Source organism: Mangrovimonas futianensis, assembly GCF_021245805.1.
In the GTDB taxonomy this organism is placed as follows: Bacteria; Bacteroidota; Bacteroidia; order Flavobacteriales; family Flavobacteriaceae; genus Mangrovimonas; species Mangrovimonas futianensis.
Window position 1 is genome coordinate 1 of record NZ_JAJJNF010000003.1, and the last position, 19,734, is coordinate 19,734.

A 19,734-nucleotide genomic window follows, 5' to 3' on the forward strand; every position below is an offset into this window, starting at 1 on the left:
ATGACGGCAGTTATGTGTTTGAGAACCTGTCCTTCGGGGAACACCTGGTACAGGTAAGGGATATCAACGGTTGCGGTATCGGCAGTGATACGGTGACGGTAATGGACTACCCATTGTTCTTTACCCCTAATGGGGACGGGGACAACGACACTTGGCAGATTTACAATATTAACACCCAAGTTAACGCTAAAATTTATATATTTGACCGCTATGGAAAGCTGCTCAAGCAATTGAGCCCCACTGGTGAGGGATGGGACGGTACCTATAATGGGGAGCTGATGCCATCGAGCGACTACTGGTTCACGGTCGAGTACACCGAACCGGGAGAAAGCAACGGGGAAACAAAGATCCTAAAGGAACATTTTACCCTCAAGCGTTAATAAAGGAAACTCTTAAACTAACTTCATTATAAACCTAAAAAGCCCCTGAGAAATCAGGGGCTTTTTTATTTTAGTTTTGGTTGAATGATTTTATAGAATGGCTTCCTTTTATAATATGGAATTGGCATCGACATTGATTTTAATTAATCAGCTGGAATCTAACGAGAATTGGGTTTTGGGATTTATAGTTTCTTAGTTGCAGTTCCCTTAAGCTCCAGAATAAGTCTAACATTGAAATTGGGACTGTCTAATATGATGAAAAGAAGAATCAGTGAGACTAAGTCATTGTAAAAAAAGAAAACCAGAAAATATATTCTCTGGTTTTCTTTTTTTGACTTGATCCAATAATGGAAAGTCGTTATAGATTGAATCCAACGGTAAAAGTAATGTTGGATTGCTTGTTATCAATAAAAGCACTATTTGAAAAGCCTGGATTGCTATATAAGCGGTAATTGGAGTCTCGTTGTGCCTGATCAAAGGTTAAATCCATATTGAAATTACCAAAGGAATATCCAAGACCAACAGAGTAACCGTTCAAATCACTTTGATAGAAGCTATCCTTGTATGGGCTTTCTTCAAATCGATAACCACCTCTTATACTCAATTGATTTAATCTTAATTCACCACCAATCTTATAAGTTGATGCGGTAGTAAGAAGATTGTTTATAATACTATTTTGCTCTGAAAAATGGGGGTCTGAAGATGGTTTAAATTTAGTGTTGCTGTAATCTCTTAAAGAATAATCAAAACTAATGAGACCATATTTTCCGAAAACATAAGCTAAACTTCCAGTAAATTTCCCCGGTGATTTTAGATTGTATGCTGGATATACATTTATAATATCGCCGATGTATCCTATTTCAGGATCAGCATAATTTGAATCTATATTTTGGCTGCTTTCTTCTTCAATACGATACCAAGTAGGAGAGTTATAGGTTAATCCAACTCTTAAACTTTGGGTGACTTTTACAATAGATCCTAATTGAAACGAAAAACCAGAACCGTAGGTAGATAGAATATTTTCAAAATATACATTATTGACTAACGCGTCTGGGTGAGAATTTGATTCATAATATTGAGTGATTTTATCATAGTTAATGAAATGGGAATTCAGGTTTATACCAAAATAAATCCTATCAGTAAATTGTGAAGAGAAATTAAGAGAGAATTTCCCATTATATCCTGTAGAATTATAAATGTAACTTTGATTAAAAGAATCAGCCGGAGCTATATTAGACAAATAATTGGTTTCTTCGTCATTGGTCAGGTCATCTAAATTGACAGGATCAATAATTCCGGCCCAATACCCCAAAAAGACTTGTTGGACTGAATAGCCGTAATTAGGATTGGCTCCAATATTTGCATAGGCATCTTCAATATATTCTCCAGGTTGCAATTTTAAAACCCCGAATGGAATTGCTTGGTTTTGAGTAATAGAGAGGAAGTAGTTATCGATGGAGGAATTACTGGTTCCTCTTGCCAACCAATTGTTGTCGTAATCTTCTACCTTATCATAAGAGGCCCCAAAAGCAAATTTCTTCCATTTAGAATCTGGATTTCTATTATAAAAAACAAAGGCAGCACCGGTTTGATTAAGGTCAAAGTTCGTTTTTTTAGAGTTATTAAATCCGTTATAATATTGAACATCGTTATTTTTGATGTTAATAGCTGTAGAAATAGAGATATGGCTATCGTTAAAAATAGACGAACCAGCAGGGTTGATACTTACGGCGCTCATGTCACCGCCCAAAGCTCCAAAAGCACCACTTAAAGCTCTAAATCGAGCGGTACCTTGGATATTGTCTTCTGAATATCTCACAGCATCTGTAATGTCTTGGGAAAAACCAAATTGTATCATTCCCATTACAAGGGTCAAAAGGGCAATTTTTTTCATAAATATTTTTCTTTTCAGATAAGTAATTAGTTAGGACTAGCGTCGACCACCGCCTCCACTTGATCTAGATCCTCCGCCGCCAGATCTCATTCCGCCACCGCTAGAGCTTCTGCTTGGTGTAGAATAACTTCTAGAAGGGGAGGTTGATCTATTGTTATAAGATCTCGTCGTCCTAGTGCTTCTTGTAGAATTATTATTTCTTATATTAGTTTGAGGTCGCACTGTAGTATTTCTGGTAGATCTCATTGTTCTTACCGAATTGTTGGATCTCGTATTTAAATTACTTCTGTTTCTCATCTGACTGCTAGATCTTCTAGTAACTGCAGAATTTCGAGAGTTATAACCTCTATCAGCGTAGGCATATCTTGAGTAACCTCTTCTTGTAGAAACTCTATTATAATAGTAGGGGTTGTTATAATAAGGGTAATAATAACCAGAACCATACCATCCAGAGCCCCAGCCCCAGTAACCGCCCCAATAACCACCCCAGTAGCCAGCTCCCCAGCCCCAGCCATATCCCCAACCCCAGTAAGGGTTGGCATAGCCCCAGCCTAAAGACCAATATGGGTTGCCCCACCACCAACTGTCATTGTAAACGTTTACAGAGATATTACTTGATGATTGGCCCCAACCGGCGTATCCTGTATAGCCATCTTCAGCATAGTATTGGTCATCATAATTGCCTTGGTAAGAATCAACATCGGTGAAAACTTCCCCTTGCTGATCTGCTGGCATTTGATAATCCATGGATTTCTCTTTGAATAAATTTTGGTAGTAAGCAGAATTATCAGGTTGAACTGCTACTTCTTCTTGGTATTCAACACTATTTCCTGAACCATAAATACCGTCGTTGTTTTGACTTGCATATTGGGATGACCCGCAAGAAGTCAAAAGAACCATAATTCCTAAAACAGGCATTACCGGTACTTTGATCATATTGTAAATAAATCTCATAACTCTTAATTTTTATTGTTGAACATAACAAAAATAGTTAGTTTTGCCGAACTATTTCCCTTATTTAACAAAAGCACAATATTTGTGCCAAAACACTGTACATGAGTAAAAAACTTACAAGTAGAGCAGAGGATTATTCCAAGTGGTATAACGAGTTGGTTGTCAAGGCTGATTTAGCTGAAAATTCAGCTGTTAGAGGTTGCATGGTTATCAAACCTTATGGATACGCCATTTGGGAGAAAATGCAAGCCGAATTGGATCGAATGTTTAAGGAAACTGGACATAAAAATGCCTATTTCCCATTATTTGTTCCAAAAAGTTTATTTGAGGCAGAAGAAAAGAATGCGGAAGGATTTGCCAAAGAATGTGCAGTAGTTACACATTATCGCCTTCAAAATGATCCGGACAAACCAGGGAAGCTAAGAGTTGATCCAGAAGCAAAATTGGAAGAAGAGCTTGTTGTGAGGCCAACCAGTGAGGCAGTTATTTGGAATACCTATAAAGGTTGGATTCAATCTTATAGAGATTTACCGATTTTAATCAATCAATGGGCCAATGTGGTACGATGGGAGATGCGGACACGCCTATTTTTAAGAACGGCAGAATTTTTATGGCAAGAAGGTCATACGGCCCATGCCACTAGGGAAGAAGCTGTAAGGGAAACGGAGTTGATGAACAATGTGTATGCTAGTTTTGCAGAAAACTTTATGGCTATACCTGTGATTAAAGGTGTGAAAACAGAAAGTGAACGATTTGCTGGTGCTGTGGATACTTATTGTATAGAGGCTTTAATGCAAGATGGTAAAGCGCTGCAGGCTGGAACATCTCATTTTTTAGGGCAGAATTTTGCAAAGGCATTTGATGTGAAGTTTGCTAATAAGGAAGGAAACTTAGATTATGTTTGGGCTACCTCATGGGGGGTTTCTACACGATTAATGGGTGCGTTAATAATGACCCACAGTGATGACAATGGGTTGGTTTTGCCTCCAAATTTAGCGCCTGATCAAGTGGTTATTGTTCCTATTTACAAATCAATGGAACAATTAGATGAAATTTCTGAATTAGCTCAAGTCATAATTTCTGAATTAAAGGAAAAGGGAGTTTCTGCCAAGTTAGATGATAGAGATACTTTAAGACCAGGAGCTAAGTTTGCTCAACACGAATTACAAGGAGTACCTGTAAGAATTGCCATTGGGCCAAAAGATTTGGAAAATCGAACGGTTGAATTGGCGAGAAGGGATACTCTAACCAAAGAAATTGTTCCATTGGATACTTTAACAGGAAAAATAGAAGGCTTGATGGAAGAGATTCAGGTGAGTCTATATAAAAGAGCTCTGGAGTTTAGAGATGATCACATAACCGAGGTAGATTCATTTGAAGCGTTTAAAGAAGTATTAGAGACTAAGGGAGGCTTTATTTCAGCCCATTGGGATGGTACAGCAGAGACCGAGGCTAAAATCAAGGAATTGACCAAAGCTACCATTAGATGTATCCCTGTAGATGCTAAAGAGGAGTCCGGAAACTGTGTGTTAACAGGGAATCCTTCTAGTAAGAGGGTGCTTTTTGCAAAGGCCTATTAAATTTTTTTAAAAAAAATTAGATTAGGTGTTGCAACATTTAAAAATAGTTGTATTTTTGCATCCGCAATGGAAACATTGAACGTTTTTTGAAAAATTTTGCAAGTTTAAATTTTTATTTTATATTTGCACACTCAAAAAAATGGCCCGTTCGTCTATCGGCTAGGACGCCAGGTTTTCATCCTGGTAAGAGGGGTTCGATTCCCCTACGGGCTACAATTTTTTTATAAAAGGAAAGAAGTTAGAAAATGGCAAATCATAAGTCAGCATTAAAGAGAATCAGAAGTAACGAAGCAAAGAGAGTGCTTAACAGATACCAGCACAAAACAACTCGTAATGCTATTAAAAAGTTACGTGAATTAACTGATAAGAAAGAAGCAGAATCTTTATATCCTTCTGTAGCATCTATGGTAGATAAGTTAGCTAAGAAGAATATCATTCATTCAAATAAGGCTGCTAACCTTAAGTCTAGTTTGGCTAAGCATGTAGCTGCTCTATAATTATTTGGTTAAAGGTTATATAATAATGAAAGAGCTTCCTTATGGGAAGCTTTTTTATTTTAATCTATTTCGATAATAAACAAATCGATTTAAGAACAATATTGAAATAAAAAAAAGCCTCGGAAATTTTTTCCAAGGCTTTTTTTGTTTCATTAAGTTTTGATTATCCATTCATGGATATTAAAAACTCTTCGTTGTTTCTTGTTTGTTTAAATCTATCATTGATGAATTCCATGGCTTCAACGGGGTTCATATCTGCTAGATATTTTCTCATAATCCACATGCGTTGTACTGTAGTCTCATCTAGTAATAAATCATCTCTACGAGTACTGGAAGAGATTAGGTCAATAGCAGGGAATATTCTTCTATTGGCAATTCTTCTATCCAATTGAAGCTCCATGTTACCCGTACCTTTAAATTCTTCGAAGATGACTTCGTCCATTTTGGAACCTGTTTCTGTAAGGGCAGTTGCAATGATGGTTAAAGATCCTCCATTTTCTATATTACGTGCCGCTCCAAAGAAACGCTTAGGTTTGTGCAGTGCATTGGCATCAACACCCCCACTTAATATTTTTCCTGAGGCAGGTTGAACGGTGTTATAGGCTCTGGCCAATCTTGTGATTGAATCTAATAAAATAACCACATCATGTCCGCATTCAACTAATCTTTTTGCTTTTTCCAAAACGATATCGGCAATTTTCACATGCTCATGTGCTTCCTTGTCAAAAGTAGAAGCAATAACTTCACCACGCACATTTCGTTGCATGTCGGTTACCTCTTCTGGTCTTTCATCAATCAACAAAATCATTTGGTAAACTTCAGGGTGGTTTGCAGCAATAGCATTAGCCACATCCTTTAATAACATGGTTTTTCCTGTCTTTGGTTGGGAAACAATCATTCCACGTTGTCCTTTTCCAATAGGAGCGAAAAGATCCATGATTCTTGTAGAAATGGTACTTTGTCTTTCAGCTAAATTGAATTTTTCCTTAGGGAAAAGCGGAGTAAGGTGTTCAAAAGAAACACGATCTCTTACCACTTGAGGGTCTAAACCGTTAATCTTATTTACTTTGATTAAAGGGAAATATTTTTCTCCTTCTTTTGGAGGTCTTACATTTCCTAAAACGGTATCTCCTTTTTTAAGGCCAAACAACCTGATTTGTGATTGGGACACATAGATATCATCAGGAGATGATAAATAGTTGTAGTCAGATGATCTTAAAAATCCATAACCATCCTGCATGATGTCTAGGACACCTTCACTTTCAATAATGGCATCAAATTCAAAATCAGGCTCTCTGTAACGGTTTCTGCTGTCTTTGTTGCCGTTAGGTTGGTTTCCTTTATTCTGATTCTGATTCTGATTTTGATTCTTGTGATTGGTATTTTTTTGGCGACCTTTATTTTGATCTTTATTAGAGTTCTGGTCTTTATTGGAATTATCGCGAGGTTTTGGTTTTTCTTGTGCTGCCGGTTTGGCTGGCTTCGCTTGATCCTCAGTTTTATTTTGTGGTTGTTGTGCTGGTTTGCTTTCAGGTTTTTTAGTGGCCTGTGGCTTGTTGTCAGTTTGCGGAGCGTTATCTGACTTTTGAATTCTTTTTCTAGACCTTTTTTGTGGCTGAGATTCTTCTGTCTTTTCCTCTTTTACTACTTCTTGTACTGCCTTTGGGTTGGATGCTTGATGGTCTAAGATTTGGTAAACAAGATCCAATTTTTTGAGTGAACGAAATTTAGGAACGTTCAATTTTTGTGCTATTTCCTGTAATTCAGGAAGCTTTTTTTCTTTTAATTGTGATATTTCAAACATTAGATTGTTGAATTGAAAATTCGTGATTGAATTTGAATTAGAATGATTTTGAAAAAAATGACTTTTTTAATCGGAAGATTTAATTCAGTGCAACTGTGGATGTTGCCCTTTGTATTGCAATTATACAACATTATTTTTACAAATTGGGTTTATTTTCTAAAAATAATCTTCTATTTTTGTGCCCTCGTTTAAGAAAATTAGATGATACAACGCATTCAAACTTTATACCTTCTTTTATCGGCTATCGTTACTGGTGGATTGATTTTTGTTTTCCACTTATGGGTGACCAATGAGGGAGCAATTGTTTTTGCTAAGGATGAATTGTTGTTTTTGGGATTGTTTTTTGGTTCCACCTTGTTATCATTGATTTCGATATTTAATTTTAAAAATAGAAAGTCTCAGTTCGTAATGGGCAGACTTAACATCATATTAAACTTTATTTTACTAGGATTTTTCGTGTATCGATCTCTAAATTTATCTGGAGAAACAGTTGTTTCAGAGAAAGGTATTGGGATTTTTCTTCCTATTGTTTCTATCGTATTACTGGCTTTAGCCAATAAAGCCATTAAAAAGGATGAAGATCTTGTAAAATCAGTAGATAGATTACGGTAAACCTAACATCTTAGTAGTATTAGTGCGTTAAAACCCAGATTTTTTGTCTGGGTTTTTTTATGTTTATGATTAAGATTTCCTACCTTGGTACCTAATATAAATTATCCAATTACTTTAATCTTTTCTTCCAATAGTCTATGTCTTCCAAACTACTCAGAAACCTACCCATTTTATTGATCGTGCTGTATTTGATTGTTACTAAACAATTGGATTTATTTAATGAGTAGGTAGATTTTTATATTTTGATAACTATTAATGTTATTTCCCTGATCGCTATGTTTTTTGTTTTTAGAGATAAAACGGTGAACATTTCAAAAATCAAGAAAATGGGGCTAGTGATAGCCTTTGTGTTAAGCTTTTTAATTTACGGTTATTATTCCCTATAAAATTTAAATACCTTAAAATGATAGTAGCCCATACATAAACATTTATTTTGGGCTATTTCTTAAACTCAATCACTTCCAAATTATCAATTTTTTTTCCATCAATGGTAAACCTTAACATGGTTCTTACTTTATGAAATCCATGTTTGCCTACTGCCCCTGGATTCATATGAATGAGGTTTAGTTTTTTATCGGGCATGACTTTTAAAATATGTGAATGTCCGCAGATAAAAATTTTGGGAGGATGGGTGTAAATTTCTGGTTTGACTCGAGGATTGTATTTAGGAGGGTAACCGCCTATATGGGTAATCCACACATCGACTTCTTCACAGAAGAATCTTAAGTTCTCAGGAAACTCCTGTCTAACCTTGTTGTCATCTATATTGCCATGAACTGCTTTGAGAGGTTTCCATTTTTTGATTTCGTCGGTTACAGATAGAGCTCCAATATCCCCAGCATGCCATACTTCATCTGCCTGTTTGACATATTTTATGATGTCATCATCTATATAGCTGTGTGTATCAGAGAGTAGGAGGATTTTCTTCATTTAATGTTAATCTAAAAAGGAAACTCTTAAAACTGTGTATCTTTGTATCTTCAACTTACAAAATTAATCAATCCTTGAGATATTTTATTGAACTCTCCTATAATGGTAAGGCATATCACGGTTGGCAAAACCAGCCAGATGCCATTTCAGTGCAAGAAGTTTTGGAAGATGCCTTATCAAAATTATTAGGAGAATCCATTGAAATTGTTGGTGCCGGAAGAACCGATGCGGGTGTTCACGCCTTACAAATGTATGCCCATTTTGATTATGAAGGCTCTATGGATAGCGACGATTTGATTTATAAGTTAAATTCGTTTTTGTCCAAGGATATTGCTATTTACGGAATAACACAAGTGAGTTCTGAGGCTCATGCAAGATTTGATGCCACAAGTAGGTCTTATGTTTATAGGATTGCTATTGAGAAAAATCCCTTTAATTTTGACAGTGCCTATTTTTTAAAAACAAAATTGAACTTGGAGGCAATGCAGGAAGCGACAAAAATCCTTTTTGAATATGAGGATTTTCAGTGTTTTTCTAAAAGCAATACCGATGTGAAAACCTATTTGTGTGATATTATGGAGGCGCATTGGACGGTCGTCGATAAGGAATGGCATTTTTATATCAAGGCAGATCGGTTTTTAAGAAATATGGTGAGGGCCATTGTAGGAACACTATTGAACGTTGGTTTAGGGAAAATACCAGTGGCTTCTGTACATGATATTATTAGGTCAAAAGATAGAGGGCAGGCAGGTTATTCTGTGCCAGCTCACGGTTTATATTTAAAGGAAATTTGTTACCCACAAGATATTTTTAATGAGTAGTACCAAAGTTTACGATATCAATCTTTTAAAAAGATTATTTACATACATCAAGCCATATAAAAGGGTTTTTTATGGTGTGTTGGTAGCCGTTGTTTTATTAGCTGGATTTACTGCAGCCAGACCTAAAATTCTTCAGCTGGCTATTGACAACAACATTGCAACAAGAACTTTAGAAGGCTTCATGCCCTATATATTAATAATGGGAGCTATGTTGATTGGTGAAGTCTTGTGTCAGTACTTATTCATTTTTTACTCGGGCTTTTTAGGGCAAAATGTGGTTAGGGATATTCGGGTTAAGCTTTTCAATCACATGATCCGCTTCCGAATGAAATACTTTGATAATTCGTCGGTAGGGGTTTTGATAACAAGAGCCGTAACTGATATGGAACGTATAGCCGATGTCTTTGGAGAGGGTTTTTTTATGATTTTTAGGGACTTTCTAATAATGATGGTTCTTTCTATCCAAATGATTTTTATGGATTGGGAGCTGAGTTTAATTGTCTTTTTTGTGATGCCAATTATGGTTTATTCGACAAGACTTTTTCAGAAGTATATGAAATTGGCATTTGAAGAGGTGAGAACCGAGGTTTCCAATCTTAATTCGTTTGTTCAAGAACGTTTAACGGGGATGAAAATCCTTCAGCTTTTTACAAGAGAGGATACTGAGTATATAAAATTCAAAAAAATTAATGAGAGGCACAAAATAGGTTGGCTGAAAACGGTATGGTATAATTCTATATTTTTTGCCGTAGTTGAAGTTTTGTCGTCGGTTACAGTAGGTTTGGTAGTGTGGTACGGTGGAAACAATGCAGTTTTGGACCAAAGTACATCTTTGGGAGAATTAACGGCATTTATTATGATGATTCCTATGTTATTCAGACCCTTAAGGCAAATTGCCGATAATTTCAACACACTACAAATGGGAATGGTAGCCGCTAACAGAGTCTTTAAGGTTTTGGATACCACCTCGCAGATTGATGATTCTGGAACCATGGAAATTGATGCCTTGAAAGGAGATCTCCATTTTGATAAGGTTAGATTTAGCTATGTAGCAGATGAAGAAGTTTTAAAAGGTATTTCCTTTGATGTGAAGGCAGGAGAAACTGTGGCCATAGTAGGGGCTACTGGAGCTGGTAAATCGACTATCATTAATCTGTTGAATCGCTTTTATGATATTACTGACGGAACCATTTTAGTGGATAACACAAATATTAAAGACATTACGCTAGCTTCTTTAAGGACTCAAATAGCCGTTGTGCTGCAAGATGTGTTTTTATTTGCCGACACCATTTTCAGTAATATTACTTTAAATCATCCGGAAATTACACTAGAGGATGTGCAACAAGCAGCTAAGGATATAGGGATTCATGACTTTATCATGAGTTTGCCAAATGGTTATTTTTATAACGTAAAAGAGCGCGGAGTTATGTTGTCATCTGGACAGAGGCAGCTCATTTCTTTTTTAAGGGCTTATGTAACCAATCCGAGTATTTTGGTGCTGGATGAAGCGACTTCATCGGTGGATTCCTATTCAGAAAAATTAATTCAAACGGCTACAGAGAAAATCACCCAAGGAAGAACATCTATCATTATTGCCCATAGATTGGCTACGGTTAAAAAGGCTGACAAAATTATTGTCATGGATTCTGGTCAAATTGTAGAGCAGGGGACACACAAAGAACTTCTTAAAAAAGAAAACGGATACTACAAGAATCTATATGAAGTTCAATTTTTGCAAAAGGAAACTGCTTAAAGAGTGTCAGGAACTCCATGCATTAAAAGGTAAATCCCGGCCACTACAAGTGAAAACAAAACGAATAAAATGAAGAAGGCTATGCTGAAAATTACGGTCTTGAGAATAATTCCAGCCAAACTTAGGTCGTGAAGCCGCTTTAAGCAATATGCCGAATAGAGAATGAGAAGGGGCATAAGAGAGAAACCGACAATAGTGAACGGTAAATCTAGAGCTAGAAGTATTGTGGTATAGAAAAAGGAGAATATAGAATATTGAGATTGGATATACATGAAGATCACCAAGTGCTCTGTATAATTAAATTTCTTAATATTTATAAAAATCAATTTTGAGAAAAGTGCATAAAGGGGAATGTAAAACATCATAAATAATGTATGATATTCACTCGTCCAAGTTTGAATATCATTTTGCATGTCAATAGTAAACTGATTACCATCTTTATTCATCTTAGAAAAATCCATGGCATCTGGGAAGAATTTGTTGATTACAAAAAGTTGCAAACCGGCCATGGTAACAGCAACCGCAAAGTAACTAATCGCATCTGCATATTTTTTCCTAGTTCCATTAATGTAACTTTCAATCACTTCTTCGGGCTTGGTGAACAAGGTGATGAAGGTTTGAAGAAATCTATTGTCTATATTGAAATATTGTTCCCCAATGTAGTTGAAAATGTTTCCAATGGTCAGCCTGTTTCTGATAATTTGAGCACCGCATTTCCTACAATAGTTGTCGGTTTCTTCAAGATGGGATTCACAATTTTTACAAGTCATACGCTCCTAGGACAGATCTTTTTTAATCATATCAATCAATTCTTGGGTATCATTGAACATGATAAATTCACCGTCCATGAAATAGGAGATTTGTCCAGTTTCTTCACTTACCACTATGGCCAAGGCATCGGTTTTTTCAGTAACACCAACTGCCGCTCTATGCCTTAGGCCGAAACGATTTGGTAGACTTTTTTCATTGTTTACTGGAAGAATAACCCTTGTAGCTTTCACGATATTTCCAGAAATTATTGCGGCGCCATCGTGAAGCGGACTGTTTTTAAAAAAGATGCTTTCTAGAATGGCCTGTGTCACTTTAATATTCATGTCGTCTCCCGTTTTACAGAGGAAATCTAAGTTGTTGTTTCGTTCTAAAACAATTAAAGCTCCGGTTTTTGTGGTTGCCATTTTGTTACAAGCAGAGATTATGGAATCCACATCCATATCTAAAACTTGTTCGGTTTTCAAAAAATTGAACTGCTTGAAAAAGTTCCCGCCTTTTCTGAAATTAGTAGACCCAATCATCAGTAAAAATTTCCTGATTTCTGGTTGGAAAACGACGATTAACGCAATAATACCCACACTCATGAATCCGCCCAATATTTTACTGAGCATTTTCATTTGAAGCGCATCTGTAATCAAGAAGATAAAATATATGATTACAATACCTATGAAAATATTGATAGCTACGGTGCCTTTAAGAAGCTTGTATATGTAATAGAGTAGGAAAGCAACCAGTATGACATCAATGATGTCGACAACCGTGAATTTTAATAGCTCATTAAAGATTTCCAAGTGAAAGGCGTTTAGGTAAAAATAAAAATTTCCAATTAGTTTGAAATCATTTCATTAAATAATTTCACAGTCTCTATAGCTTCTTTTACATCATGAACTCTCAATATTTTTGCGCCTTTTAAAAGGCTGATGGTATTAATGCTGGTGGTTCCATTTAAAGCTTGATCTGCTGTGGTCTCTAAAGTTTTGTATATCATGGATTTTCTTGAGACTCCCACTAATAAAGGCTTATCGATGATGTTCAATAAGTCTAATTTGTTCAGCAATTCAAAATTTTGTTTGGTGCTCTTTGCAAATCCAAACCCTGGATCTATAATCATATCAACAATACCTTTGGATTTTGCCAATTGGATTCTTTCAGAAAAGTAATAGATCATTTCTTTCAATAAATCGTCATAGGAAGTCATTTGCTGCATCGTTTGGGGTGTTCCCCTCATGTGCATCATGATGTATGGCACTTTTAATTTTCCAACCACCTCTATCATTTGGTCGTCCAGATGACCAGCTGAAATATCATTTACTACGGCTGCCCCTGCTTCAATGCAGTTCTTGGCTACTTCACTTCTAAAGGTGTCAATTGAGATGAGAATTTGTGGGAATTCTTTTGTCAATAACTCAACAATGGGAATGCTTTTTTGAAGTTCTTCACTTTCCGAAACAAAATTCGCGTTGGGACGAGAGCTGTAAGCTCCCAGATCAATAAAAGTGGCACCTTGTTCAAGCATTGCTTCAACTTGGCTTAAAATGTCACTTTCAGATTTATATTTCCCGCCATCAAAAAAGGAATCAGGAGTGACGTTTAAAATTCCCATCACTTTAGGGGTGGAAAGATCAATTAAGTTGCCTTTACAGTTTATGGTCATAATAATTAGGGTCTAAATAACATTGCAATGGTTGAATGATGCAACAAAAATATGGAATCGCAAAGAGGTATCAACTTTAGGCTTGGATTACTTGAAACTTTAAACAATTTAAGCGAAATTTACACAAAATTCATTTCAATTTATGCAGGATACCTCAAAACAATACGACGATGTTATTAAAACATGTCGGGACCTTTTTGTGAATAAAATGAAAGACTACGGAAGCGCCTGGAGGATTTTAAGATTACCTTCCCTTACTGATCAAATTTTTATTAAAGCCCAAAGAATTCGCGGCTTGCAAGAAAATGATGTAAGGAAAGTAAACGAGGGCGAAGTCAGTGAGTTTATTGGAATCATTAATTACAGCGTGATGGCTTTGATTCAATTGGACAAAGGTGTGGTTGAGCAACCCGATTTATCCGTGGAAGAAGCTACCAAACTATATGATGAAAAAGTAGAAGTGACCAAGAACTTAATGATGGACAAAAATCATGATTATGGTGAGGCCTGGAGGGATATGCGTGTAAGTTCTTTAACCGATTTGATTCTGCAGAAATTATTGAGGGTCAAGCAAATTGAAGATAATCAAGGAAAGACCTTAGTGAGTGAAGGAATTGATGCCAATTATCAAGACATGATCAACTACGCCGTTTTTGCCTTAATCCATTTAAATTAAATTATGAAGATGTTAGTTACTGTTTTCCGAATCTTAGTTGGTGTATTATTCATTATTTCAGGGTTAATTAAACTGAATGACCCCTTAGGTTTCTCCTACAAGTTACAAGAGTATTTTAGTGAACAAGTTTTAAACCTTCCGGCGTTAGAGCCTTATGCTTTGTTAATTTCGGTATTCGTGGTTGTTTTTGAAGTTGTTTTGGGTGTTTTTCTTCTTATAGGATATAAACCCAAATTCACCGTTTGGAGCTTACTGGGGATGATAGTGTTTTTTACGTTTCTTACTTTTTATTCGGCCTATTTCAATAAGGTAAAGGATTGTGGATGTTTTGGGGATGCTTTAAAATTGACTCCATGGGAAAGTTTTTGGAAGGATGTGGCTTTATTGGTCATGATACTATTTTTGTTTATTGGGGTAAAATATATCAAACCCATATTTAGCACCTTTGTGGTTACTGTTGTTGCGCTGGTTGGATTTTTAGGTAGTTTATGGTTTGGTTATCATGTTTTAATGCATTTGCCTTCAAAAGATTTTAGACCATATAAAGTGGGTGCTAATATCAACGAAAATATGATAGTCCCTGAAGGGGCGCCAAAAGCGGTCAATGATTACCATTGGAAATTCAAAGTAAATGGAGAGGAAAAAATCATAACAACCAGAGGGGAGTATCCAACGGTTAACGGTGAGTTTATTGGTGTGGATACCGAGGAAGTCACTCCGGGATACGAACCACCTATTCATGATTTTTCAATTGAAAGGGATGGAGAAGACTATACAGAGGATATGTTGAATGAGGACAAGCTGGTTATGATTGTGACTTACAACTTGAACAATGCAGAGGCTGATGGTTTGAGTAAATTGAGTTCTTTGGAAAAAGAAGCAAAAGCTAAAGGTTATAAAGTGATAGGGATGACAGCTAGTGGTCCAGAAATCCAGGATAGGGTAAAAAAAGACTACAGTTTAGATTTTGATTTCTATTTCTGCGATGAAACTGCCTTAAAAACTATTGTAAGGGCTAGTCCGGGAATTTTGGTTCTAAATAATGGAACCATTACCCAAAAAGTTCATTGGAATGATGTAGAAGATTTGAAGTTGTAATTGATCAAGTATTTTTTAAATAAAGCTTTTTATGCCTTCCTCACTATGTTTGGTGTAGTGACGGTCATCTTTTTTCTTTTTAATGTGCTACCAGGGGATCCAGCGCAAATGATGTTGGGTCAAAATGAAGATAGTGAGCAGTTGGCCATGGTTAAGGCCAAATATGGTTTTGATAAGCCCTTATTGACTCAGTACTTTTATTACTTGAATGATTTAAGTCCCATTTCTTTTCATTCAAAAAATGAAGGCGATTATACCCATTTACAAAAAGGGAAATATACGGCTTCTCAACTTTTTTCAATAGGGAATTCCACCATTGTTGTTAAGTTTCCCTACCTAAGGGAGTCGTTTACAAAACAAGGAAAAAAAGTTAGTTCCGTATTGGCGGAAACACTTCCCAATACTTTTGTTTTAGCAGTTTCAGCGATTACAATGGCTATGTTTCTGGGAGTTGTTTTGGGAATTGTTTCGGCTCTATTTAAGGATAAATGGCTGGATAAGGTCATTCAAATAGGTTCCACTTTTGGGATGAGTATACCTTCTTTTTTTAGTGCTATTCTTTTTGCTTGGTTTTTTGGATTTGTGTTGCATAAATATACCCATTTGGAAATGACAGGTAGCTTATATGAGTTGGATGATTTTGGGGAATCCATGCACATTCGTTGGAAAAACTTATTGCTTCCAGCCGTAGTTTTGGGTATTCGGCCTTTGGCGGTGGTAATTCAATTAATGCGAAATTCGTTGTTGGAAGTATTCAATCAAGATTATATCAGAACGGCTAGGGCTAAGGGATTAAGTGAATTTCAAATAGTGAAGAGACATGCAATCAAAAATGCTTTGAATCCTGTGGTGACAGCTATTTCAGGATGGTTTGCTTCCATGCTGGCAGGAGCTGTTTTTGTTGAGTATATTTTTGGTTGGAATGGTCTTGGAAAAGAAATCGTCAACGCTTTGAACACGCTAGATTTACCGGTGATAATGGGTTCCGTGTTAATTATTGCGCTTTTGTTTATTATTATCAATATTTTTGTAGATATCATCTATGTTTACCTAGATCCTAAAGTCAAATTAGAATAACATGATTAAAAAAATAGCCCTTTTATTTGTAGCTGCCCTAATGTATATAACAACTCAGGCGCAGGAAAATCCAACAGTTTTTTCTGAAAAAGCCTTAAATGATACTTTTATCACTTTGGATGGTGATTCTGTTAGCTTTCAATCCATTCTTGAGAAACATCAGGGAAAAATGCTCTTCATTGAAGTTTGGGCTTCTTGGTGCAGTGATTGTATTAAAGGCATGCCTAAGGTGAAAGAACTGCAAAAGGAATATGAGGCAATAGACTTTGTATTCTTGTCCTTGGATAAGTCCATCGAGAGTTGGAAAAAGGGTATCGACAAATATGAAGTTAAAGGGGAGCACTATTTTATGCAATCTGGTTGGAAAGGAGATTTTGGTACCTTCTTAAAACTGGATTGGATTCCAAGATATATGGTTGTTGATGAAAAAGGCAACATCAAAATTTACAAAGCCATTAAGGCTGATGATACCAATTTAAAATCTGTATTAAAATGAGAAAAAAAATTGTTGCAGGTAACTGGAAGATGAACAATGATTTGGCACATACCGAGTCTTTGATTTCGGACCTTAAAAAACAAAAAAACACCTCCGTTGCTGAGGTAATGATTGCACCAACTTTTACGAATCTTTGGATGGCTTTTGAATCATTGCGTCAAAGTGATATTGAGGTAATCGCGCAAAACATGCACTTTGCAGAAAGTGGAGCATACACGGGAGAAATAAGCGCGAAAATGCTAAAGAGTATTGGGGTAACCACCGTTATTTTAGGTCATAGTGAAAGAAGGGCATATTTTAATGAGACGAATGAATTGTTGGCCAAGAAAGTAGATGCTGCTTTGGATAACGATATGAGTGTGATTTATTGTTTTGGTGAAGAATTAAGTGATAGAAAATCTGGGAAAGAAGAAGATGTAGTAAAAAGCCAGATTTCAGAAGCCTTATTCCATTTGCCAAAAGAAGCTTTTAAAAGTATTGTTTTAGCTTATGAGCCTGTTTGGGCTATTGGTACAGGAGAAACTGCTTCTCCAGAACAAGCACAAGATATGCATGCTTTTATCAGAAAAACCTTGGCTGAAAAGTATGGAGAAGATGTTGCAGATTCGGTTTCCATTTTATATGGAGGAAGTGTTAAACCAGATAATGCGAAAGAGATTTTTTCAAAACCAGATGTTGATGGAGGGCTCATAGGAGGAGCTTCCTTAAAAGCAGACGATTTCTTTGCGATTGTAAATGCATTTTAAATAGATCAAAAGGGGTGAAATTTTCACCCCTTTTTTATTCTACCATTCTTGTAACCATCGGAAATTTCTATAGGGTTTCTTCAAGATTTATGTTTCAATTCTGATGGTAACCTTCCTAAACCGGGTTTTTTGCAGGAAGGTATATTGGGAAAATGCAAAAAGAAATATAAAATTCTATTTGGCACTAAAACGATTAGTACTTTTGCCAAAAAATTAACCTCCCATGATTTATATTGGCTACTATTTTAAGGTTCAACCTTTGGAACCTGCTGTTGAGATTTTAATCGCAGAATTAGGCTATGTAGGATTTGATAGCTTTGTTGAAACCGAAGAAGGTGTGTCGGCCTATATTCTTAAAGAGGAGTGGAGGGAAAACATATTGGACGATATACAGATTTTAAAATCTGATGAGTTTGAAATTTCCTATCATTTTGAGGATATAGAACAGGTGAATTGGAATGAGGAATGGGAGCGGAATTTTTCTCCAATTATAGTGGATGACCTCTGTGCTATTAGAGCGCCTTTTCACGAGAAATTTGATACCAAGTATGATATTGTTATTGAGCCCAAAATGAGTTTTGGTACAGGGCATCATGAAACAACCCATATGATGATTCAATATGTATTGAAAAATGAGTTTGAAGGGAAATCGGTGCTGGATATGGGTTGCGGTACTGGTGTTTTGGCCATCTTGGCAGAAATGAGAGGCGCAACACATTTGGACGCTATAGATATTGATAATTGGTGCTATATCAATAGTTTGGAGAATGTTGAACGTAATAATTGCAGCCATATTAATGTTTATGAAGGAGATGCCAATATGCTTGCTAATAGAAGCTATGATGTCATCATTGCCAATATTAACAGGAATATCCTTCTTAATGACATAAAGACATATGTGGCTTCGTTGAATGAGAATGGCACACTTTTGTTGAGTGGTTTTTACCGAGAGGACATCCCATCCATTGAGGCTGAGTGCAATAAGCATATGTTAAAACTCGTTGAAACTCTAGAAAAGAACCATTGGGTTGCCCTAAAATTTATAAATTAGTAGAAATTAATAGCTTATGAGTATCAAGGAAAAGGTTTCAGTAGATGTACTCCTTGAAGAAGAAGTACAAAACCAAAATGAGATTGTCTTGTACAATGATGATGTAAATACTTTTGATCACGTAATTAACACCTTAATTTATGCTTGTGACCACACTCCTGAACAGGCAGAACAGTGTTCCATTATAGTTCACTATAAAGGAAAATGTACGGTAAAAACAGGTGATTTTGATGATTTAAGACCGCGTTGCAGTATGTTATTGGATGCTGGTTTGAGTGCTGAAATTGTATAAACTTTTATTTTTTTTTAAATCCCTTTCGGATAATAAATAATTGATTTATATTTGCAGCCACTTTAAAAAGGCCTCGTGGCGCAACTGAATAGCGCATCTGATTACGGCTCAGAAGGTTGCAGGTTTGAATCCTGCCGAGGTCACAACCTAAAACCCTATCAATTTTGATAGGGTTTTTTATTTCCCGGTAGACTTATATGTAACCCATGTTACTTTTAAACCTTTTTGAAAGGTTTAGTTTTACTTCAAATTTTTAAAAATGTTGAAAGGAACAAAACTATACAGCATCTTTACTATGACATGTCCAAGATGTCAAGAAGGAGCCTTTTTTGAAGGGTCTATTTTTGATGTTTCCAATATTGGAAAAGTGAGAGACCATTGCCCTAAATGTCAATTGAAATATCATATGGAGCCAAGTTTTTATCAGGGCTCATACTATGTTTCTTATAGTTTGGGAGTGGCATTGTTTGTAGCCATATGGGTTTTAAAACTATTGTTTTTCCCAGATAAAGGTCCTGGGTTTCTTTTTGTGACTTTCTTGGTATCTTTGGTTATCTTAGCTCCAATATTATATAGATTGTCCAAAATTATTTGGGCCAATCTTTTTTTTAAGTTTAAAAAGGAAGATCAAAAAACTTCACATTAATT

Annotated in this window: 21 protein-coding genes and 2 tRNA genes; 16 read left to right on the top strand and 7 right to left on the bottom strand. The window is 36.0% G+C overall.

Annotated elements, in window-relative coordinates:
• The coding region (locus LOK78_RS05265) for a T9SS type B sorting domain-containing protein (protein ID WP_232634163.1) at positions 1-380 on the top strand (380 nt) is incomplete at its 5' end.
• A 358-nt stretch (positions 381-738) separates the two neighbouring features.
• Here LOK78_RS05265 and LOK78_RS05270 read toward each other — a convergent pair.
• Both LOK78_RS05270 and LOK78_RS05275 read right to left on the bottom strand, forming a co-directional pair.
• Entirely contained in the window at positions 739-2,274 is a 1,536-nt protein-coding gene (locus tag LOK78_RS05270) for an OmpP1/FadL family transporter (protein WP_232634165.1), read from the bottom strand.
• 36 nt (positions 2,275-2,310) lie between these two features.
• Positions 2,311-3,228 carry a hypothetical protein gene (locus LOK78_RS05275; RefSeq protein WP_232634166.1) on the bottom strand — a complete coding sequence of 306 codons (918 nt, stop codon included), beginning with the start codon at positions 3,226-3,228 and terminating at the stop codon, positions 2,311-2,313.
• Between the two features lie 101 nt (positions 3,229-3,329).
• Here LOK78_RS05275 and proS point away from each other — a divergent pair, with 101 nt between their 5' ends.
• The 3 genes from proS to rpsT all read left to right on the top strand — a co-directional run bounded on the left by proS (position 3,330) and on the right by rpsT (position 5,305).
• A complete protein-coding gene (proS, locus tag LOK78_RS05280) occupies positions 3,330-4,808 on the top strand; it encodes a proline--tRNA ligase (RefSeq protein WP_053972213.1) in 1,479 nt (492 codons plus the stop codon).
• Positions 4,809-4,949: 141 nt separating this feature from the next.
• A tRNA-Glu gene (locus LOK78_RS05285) sits at positions 4,950-5,021 on the top strand.
• A gap of 32 nt (positions 5,022-5,053) precedes the next feature.
• Positions 5,054-5,305 (top strand): 30S ribosomal protein S20, encoded by a 252-nt coding sequence (gene rpsT, locus LOK78_RS05290; RefSeq protein WP_053972214.1) that lies wholly within the window; start codon positions 5,054-5,056, stop codon positions 5,303-5,305.
• Between the two features lie 163 nt (positions 5,306-5,468).
• Here the strand turns inward: rpsT and rho are convergent, their stop codons facing one another.
• Positions 5,469-7,109 carry a transcription termination factor Rho gene (rho, locus tag LOK78_RS05295; protein ID WP_232634168.1) on the bottom strand — a complete coding sequence of 547 codons (1,641 nt, stop codon included), beginning with the start codon at positions 7,107-7,109 and terminating at the stop codon, positions 5,469-5,471.
• A gap of 201 nt (positions 7,110-7,310) precedes the next feature.
• On the opposite strand from rho, the gene LOK78_RS05300 reads away from it, so the two are divergent.
• A complete protein-coding gene (locus tag LOK78_RS05300) occupies positions 7,311-7,721 on the top strand; it encodes a DUF4293 domain-containing protein (protein WP_166959106.1) in 411 nt (136 codons plus the stop codon).
• A gap of 438 nt (positions 7,722-8,159) precedes the next feature.
• Here the strand turns inward: LOK78_RS05300 and LOK78_RS05305 are convergent, their stop codons facing one another.
• Positions 8,160-8,651 (bottom strand): metallophosphoesterase family protein, encoded by a 492-nt coding sequence (locus tag LOK78_RS05305; RefSeq protein ID WP_232634169.1) that lies wholly within the window; start codon positions 8,649-8,651, stop codon positions 8,160-8,162.
• A 74-nt stretch (positions 8,652-8,725) separates the two neighbouring features.
• On the opposite strand from LOK78_RS05305, the gene truA reads away from it, so the two are divergent.
• Together truA and LOK78_RS05315 are read left to right on the top strand one after the other, a co-directional pair.
• Positions 8,726-9,472 carry a tRNA pseudouridine(38-40) synthase TruA gene (truA, locus tag LOK78_RS05310; protein WP_232634171.1) on the top strand — a complete coding sequence of 249 codons (747 nt, stop codon included), beginning with the start codon at positions 8,726-8,728 and terminating at the stop codon, positions 9,470-9,472.
• Positions 9,465-11,225, top strand: a complete 1,761-nt coding sequence (locus LOK78_RS05315; protein ID WP_232634173.1) for an ABC transporter ATP-binding protein — start codon at positions 9,465-9,467, stop codon at positions 11,223-11,225. Before truA ends, LOK78_RS05315 begins: the two co-directional genes overlap by 8 nt.
• Here the strand turns inward: LOK78_RS05315 and LOK78_RS05320 are convergent.
• Genes LOK78_RS05320 through folP form a run of 3 tightly spaced genes read right to left on the bottom strand, consistent with a single transcriptional unit; the run spans position 11,222 to position 13,650 of the window.
• Entirely contained in the window at positions 11,222-11,995 is a 774-nt protein-coding gene (locus LOK78_RS05320) for a DUF3667 domain-containing protein (RefSeq protein WP_232634175.1), read from the bottom strand. The genes LOK78_RS05315 and LOK78_RS05320 overlap by 4 nt on opposite strands.
• A gap of 6 nt (positions 11,996-12,001) precedes the next feature.
• Positions 12,002-12,787, bottom strand: coding sequence for a diadenylate cyclase CdaA (cdaA, locus tag LOK78_RS05325; RefSeq protein WP_053972222.1), 786 nt, complete (start codon positions 12,785-12,787; stop codon positions 12,002-12,004).
• Between the two features lie 35 nt (positions 12,788-12,822).
• Positions 12,823-13,650 carry a dihydropteroate synthase gene (gene folP / locus LOK78_RS05330; protein ID WP_232634176.1) on the bottom strand — a complete coding sequence of 276 codons (828 nt, stop codon included), beginning with the start codon at positions 13,648-13,650 and terminating at the stop codon, positions 12,823-12,825.
• A gap of 142 nt (positions 13,651-13,792) precedes the next feature.
• On the opposite strand from folP, the gene LOK78_RS05335 reads away from it, so the two are divergent.
• From LOK78_RS05335 to LOK78_RS05375, 9 genes are all read left to right on the top strand, one after another.
• Entirely contained in the window at positions 13,793-14,326 is a 534-nt protein-coding gene (locus LOK78_RS05335; protein WP_053972224.1) for a DUF1599 domain-containing protein, read from the top strand.
• A 9-nt stretch (positions 14,327-14,335) separates the two neighbouring features.
• Positions 14,336-15,424 carry a BT_3928 family protein gene (locus LOK78_RS05340; protein WP_336246328.1) on the top strand — a complete coding sequence of 363 codons (1,089 nt, stop codon included), beginning with the start codon at positions 14,336-14,338 and terminating at the stop codon, positions 15,422-15,424.
• Positions 15,425-16,501: an ABC transporter permease gene (locus tag LOK78_RS05345; protein WP_232634179.1), complete on the top strand. Its 1,077-nt coding sequence runs from the start codon at positions 15,425-15,427 to the stop codon at positions 16,499-16,501.
• A 1-nt stretch (position 16,502) separates the two neighbouring features.
• Complete coding sequence (locus LOK78_RS05350) at positions 16,503-16,997, top strand: TlpA family protein disulfide reductase (RefSeq protein ID WP_232394514.1); 495 nt, start codon at positions 16,503-16,505, stop codon at positions 16,995-16,997.
• A complete protein-coding gene (gene tpiA / locus LOK78_RS05355) occupies positions 16,994-17,743 on the top strand; it encodes a triose-phosphate isomerase (RefSeq protein ID WP_232634181.1) in 750 nt (249 codons plus the stop codon). Before LOK78_RS05350 ends, tpiA begins: the two co-directional genes overlap by 4 nt.
• A gap of 223 nt (positions 17,744-17,966) precedes the next feature.
• Complete coding sequence (prmA, locus tag LOK78_RS05360; protein WP_232634182.1) at positions 17,967-18,794, top strand: 50S ribosomal protein L11 methyltransferase; 828 nt, start codon at positions 17,967-17,969, stop codon at positions 18,792-18,794.
• Between the two features lie 16 nt (positions 18,795-18,810).
• On the top strand, positions 18,811-19,086 hold the full coding sequence (locus LOK78_RS05365; RefSeq protein ID WP_053972231.1) for an ATP-dependent Clp protease adaptor ClpS: 276 nt from the start codon (positions 18,811-18,813) through the stop codon (positions 19,084-19,086).
• Positions 19,087-19,155: 69 nt separating this feature from the next.
• Positions 19,156-19,229, top strand: a tRNA-Arg gene (locus LOK78_RS05370).
• A 116-nt stretch (positions 19,230-19,345) separates the two neighbouring features.
• Positions 19,346-19,732, top strand: a complete 387-nt coding sequence (locus tag LOK78_RS05375; RefSeq protein ID WP_232634183.1) for a DUF983 domain-containing protein — start codon at positions 19,346-19,348, stop codon at positions 19,730-19,732.
• The last annotated feature ends 2 nt before the right edge of the window (positions 19,733-19,734 follow it).

Excerpts from the sequence above, each read along its gene's own strand:
- LOK78_RS05270 (WP_232634165.1), bottom strand. The coding sequence starts at position 2,274 with ATGAAAAAAATTGCCCTTTTGACCCTTGTAATGGGAATGATACAATTT.
- LOK78_RS05275 (WP_232634166.1), bottom strand. The coding sequence starts at position 3,228 with ATGAGATTTATTTACAATATGATCAAAGTACCGGTAATGCCTGTTTTA.
- proS (WP_053972213.1), top strand. The coding sequence starts at position 3,330 with ATGAGTAAAAAACTTACAAGTAGAGCAGAGGATTATTCCAAGTGGTAT.
- rpsT (WP_053972214.1), top strand. The coding sequence starts at position 5,054 with ATGGCAAATCATAAGTCAGCATTAAAGAGAATCAGAAGTAACGAAGCA.
- rho (WP_232634168.1), bottom strand. The coding sequence starts at position 7,109 with ATGTTTGAAATATCACAATTAAAAGAAAAAAAGCTTCCTGAATTACAG.
- LOK78_RS05300 (WP_166959106.1), top strand. The coding sequence starts at position 7,311 with ATGATACAACGCATTCAAACTTTATACCTTCTTTTATCGGCTATCGTT.
- LOK78_RS05305 (WP_232634169.1), bottom strand. The coding sequence starts at position 8,651 with ATGAAGAAAATCCTCCTACTCTCTGATACACACAGCTATATAGATGAT.
- LOK78_RS05315 (WP_232634173.1), top strand. The coding sequence starts at position 9,465 with ATGAGTAGTACCAAAGTTTACGATATCAATCTTTTAAAAAGATTATTT.
- LOK78_RS05320 (WP_232634175.1), bottom strand. The coding sequence starts at position 11,995 with ATGACTTGTAAAAATTGTGAATCCCATCTTGAAGAAACCGACAACTAT.
- folP (WP_232634176.1), bottom strand. The coding sequence starts at position 13,650 with ATGACCATAAACTGTAAAGGCAACTTAATTGATCTTTCCACCCCTAAA.
- LOK78_RS05335 (WP_053972224.1), top strand. The coding sequence starts at position 13,793 with ATGCAGGATACCTCAAAACAATACGACGATGTTATTAAAACATGTCGG.
- LOK78_RS05340 (WP_336246328.1), top strand. The coding sequence starts at position 14,336 with ATGTTAGTTACTGTTTTCCGAATCTTAGTTGGTGTATTATTCATTATT.
- LOK78_RS05350 (WP_232394514.1), top strand. The coding sequence starts at position 16,503 with ATGATTAAAAAAATAGCCCTTTTATTTGTAGCTGCCCTAATGTATATA.
- tpiA (WP_232634181.1), top strand. The coding sequence starts at position 16,994 with ATGAGAAAAAAAATTGTTGCAGGTAACTGGAAGATGAACAATGATTTG.
- prmA (WP_232634182.1), top strand. The coding sequence starts at position 17,967 with ATGATTTATATTGGCTACTATTTTAAGGTTCAACCTTTGGAACCTGCT.
- LOK78_RS05365 (WP_053972231.1), top strand. The coding sequence starts at position 18,811 with ATGAGTATCAAGGAAAAGGTTTCAGTAGATGTACTCCTTGAAGAAGAA.
- LOK78_RS05375 (WP_232634183.1), top strand. The coding sequence starts at position 19,346 with ATGTTGAAAGGAACAAAACTATACAGCATCTTTACTATGACATGTCCA.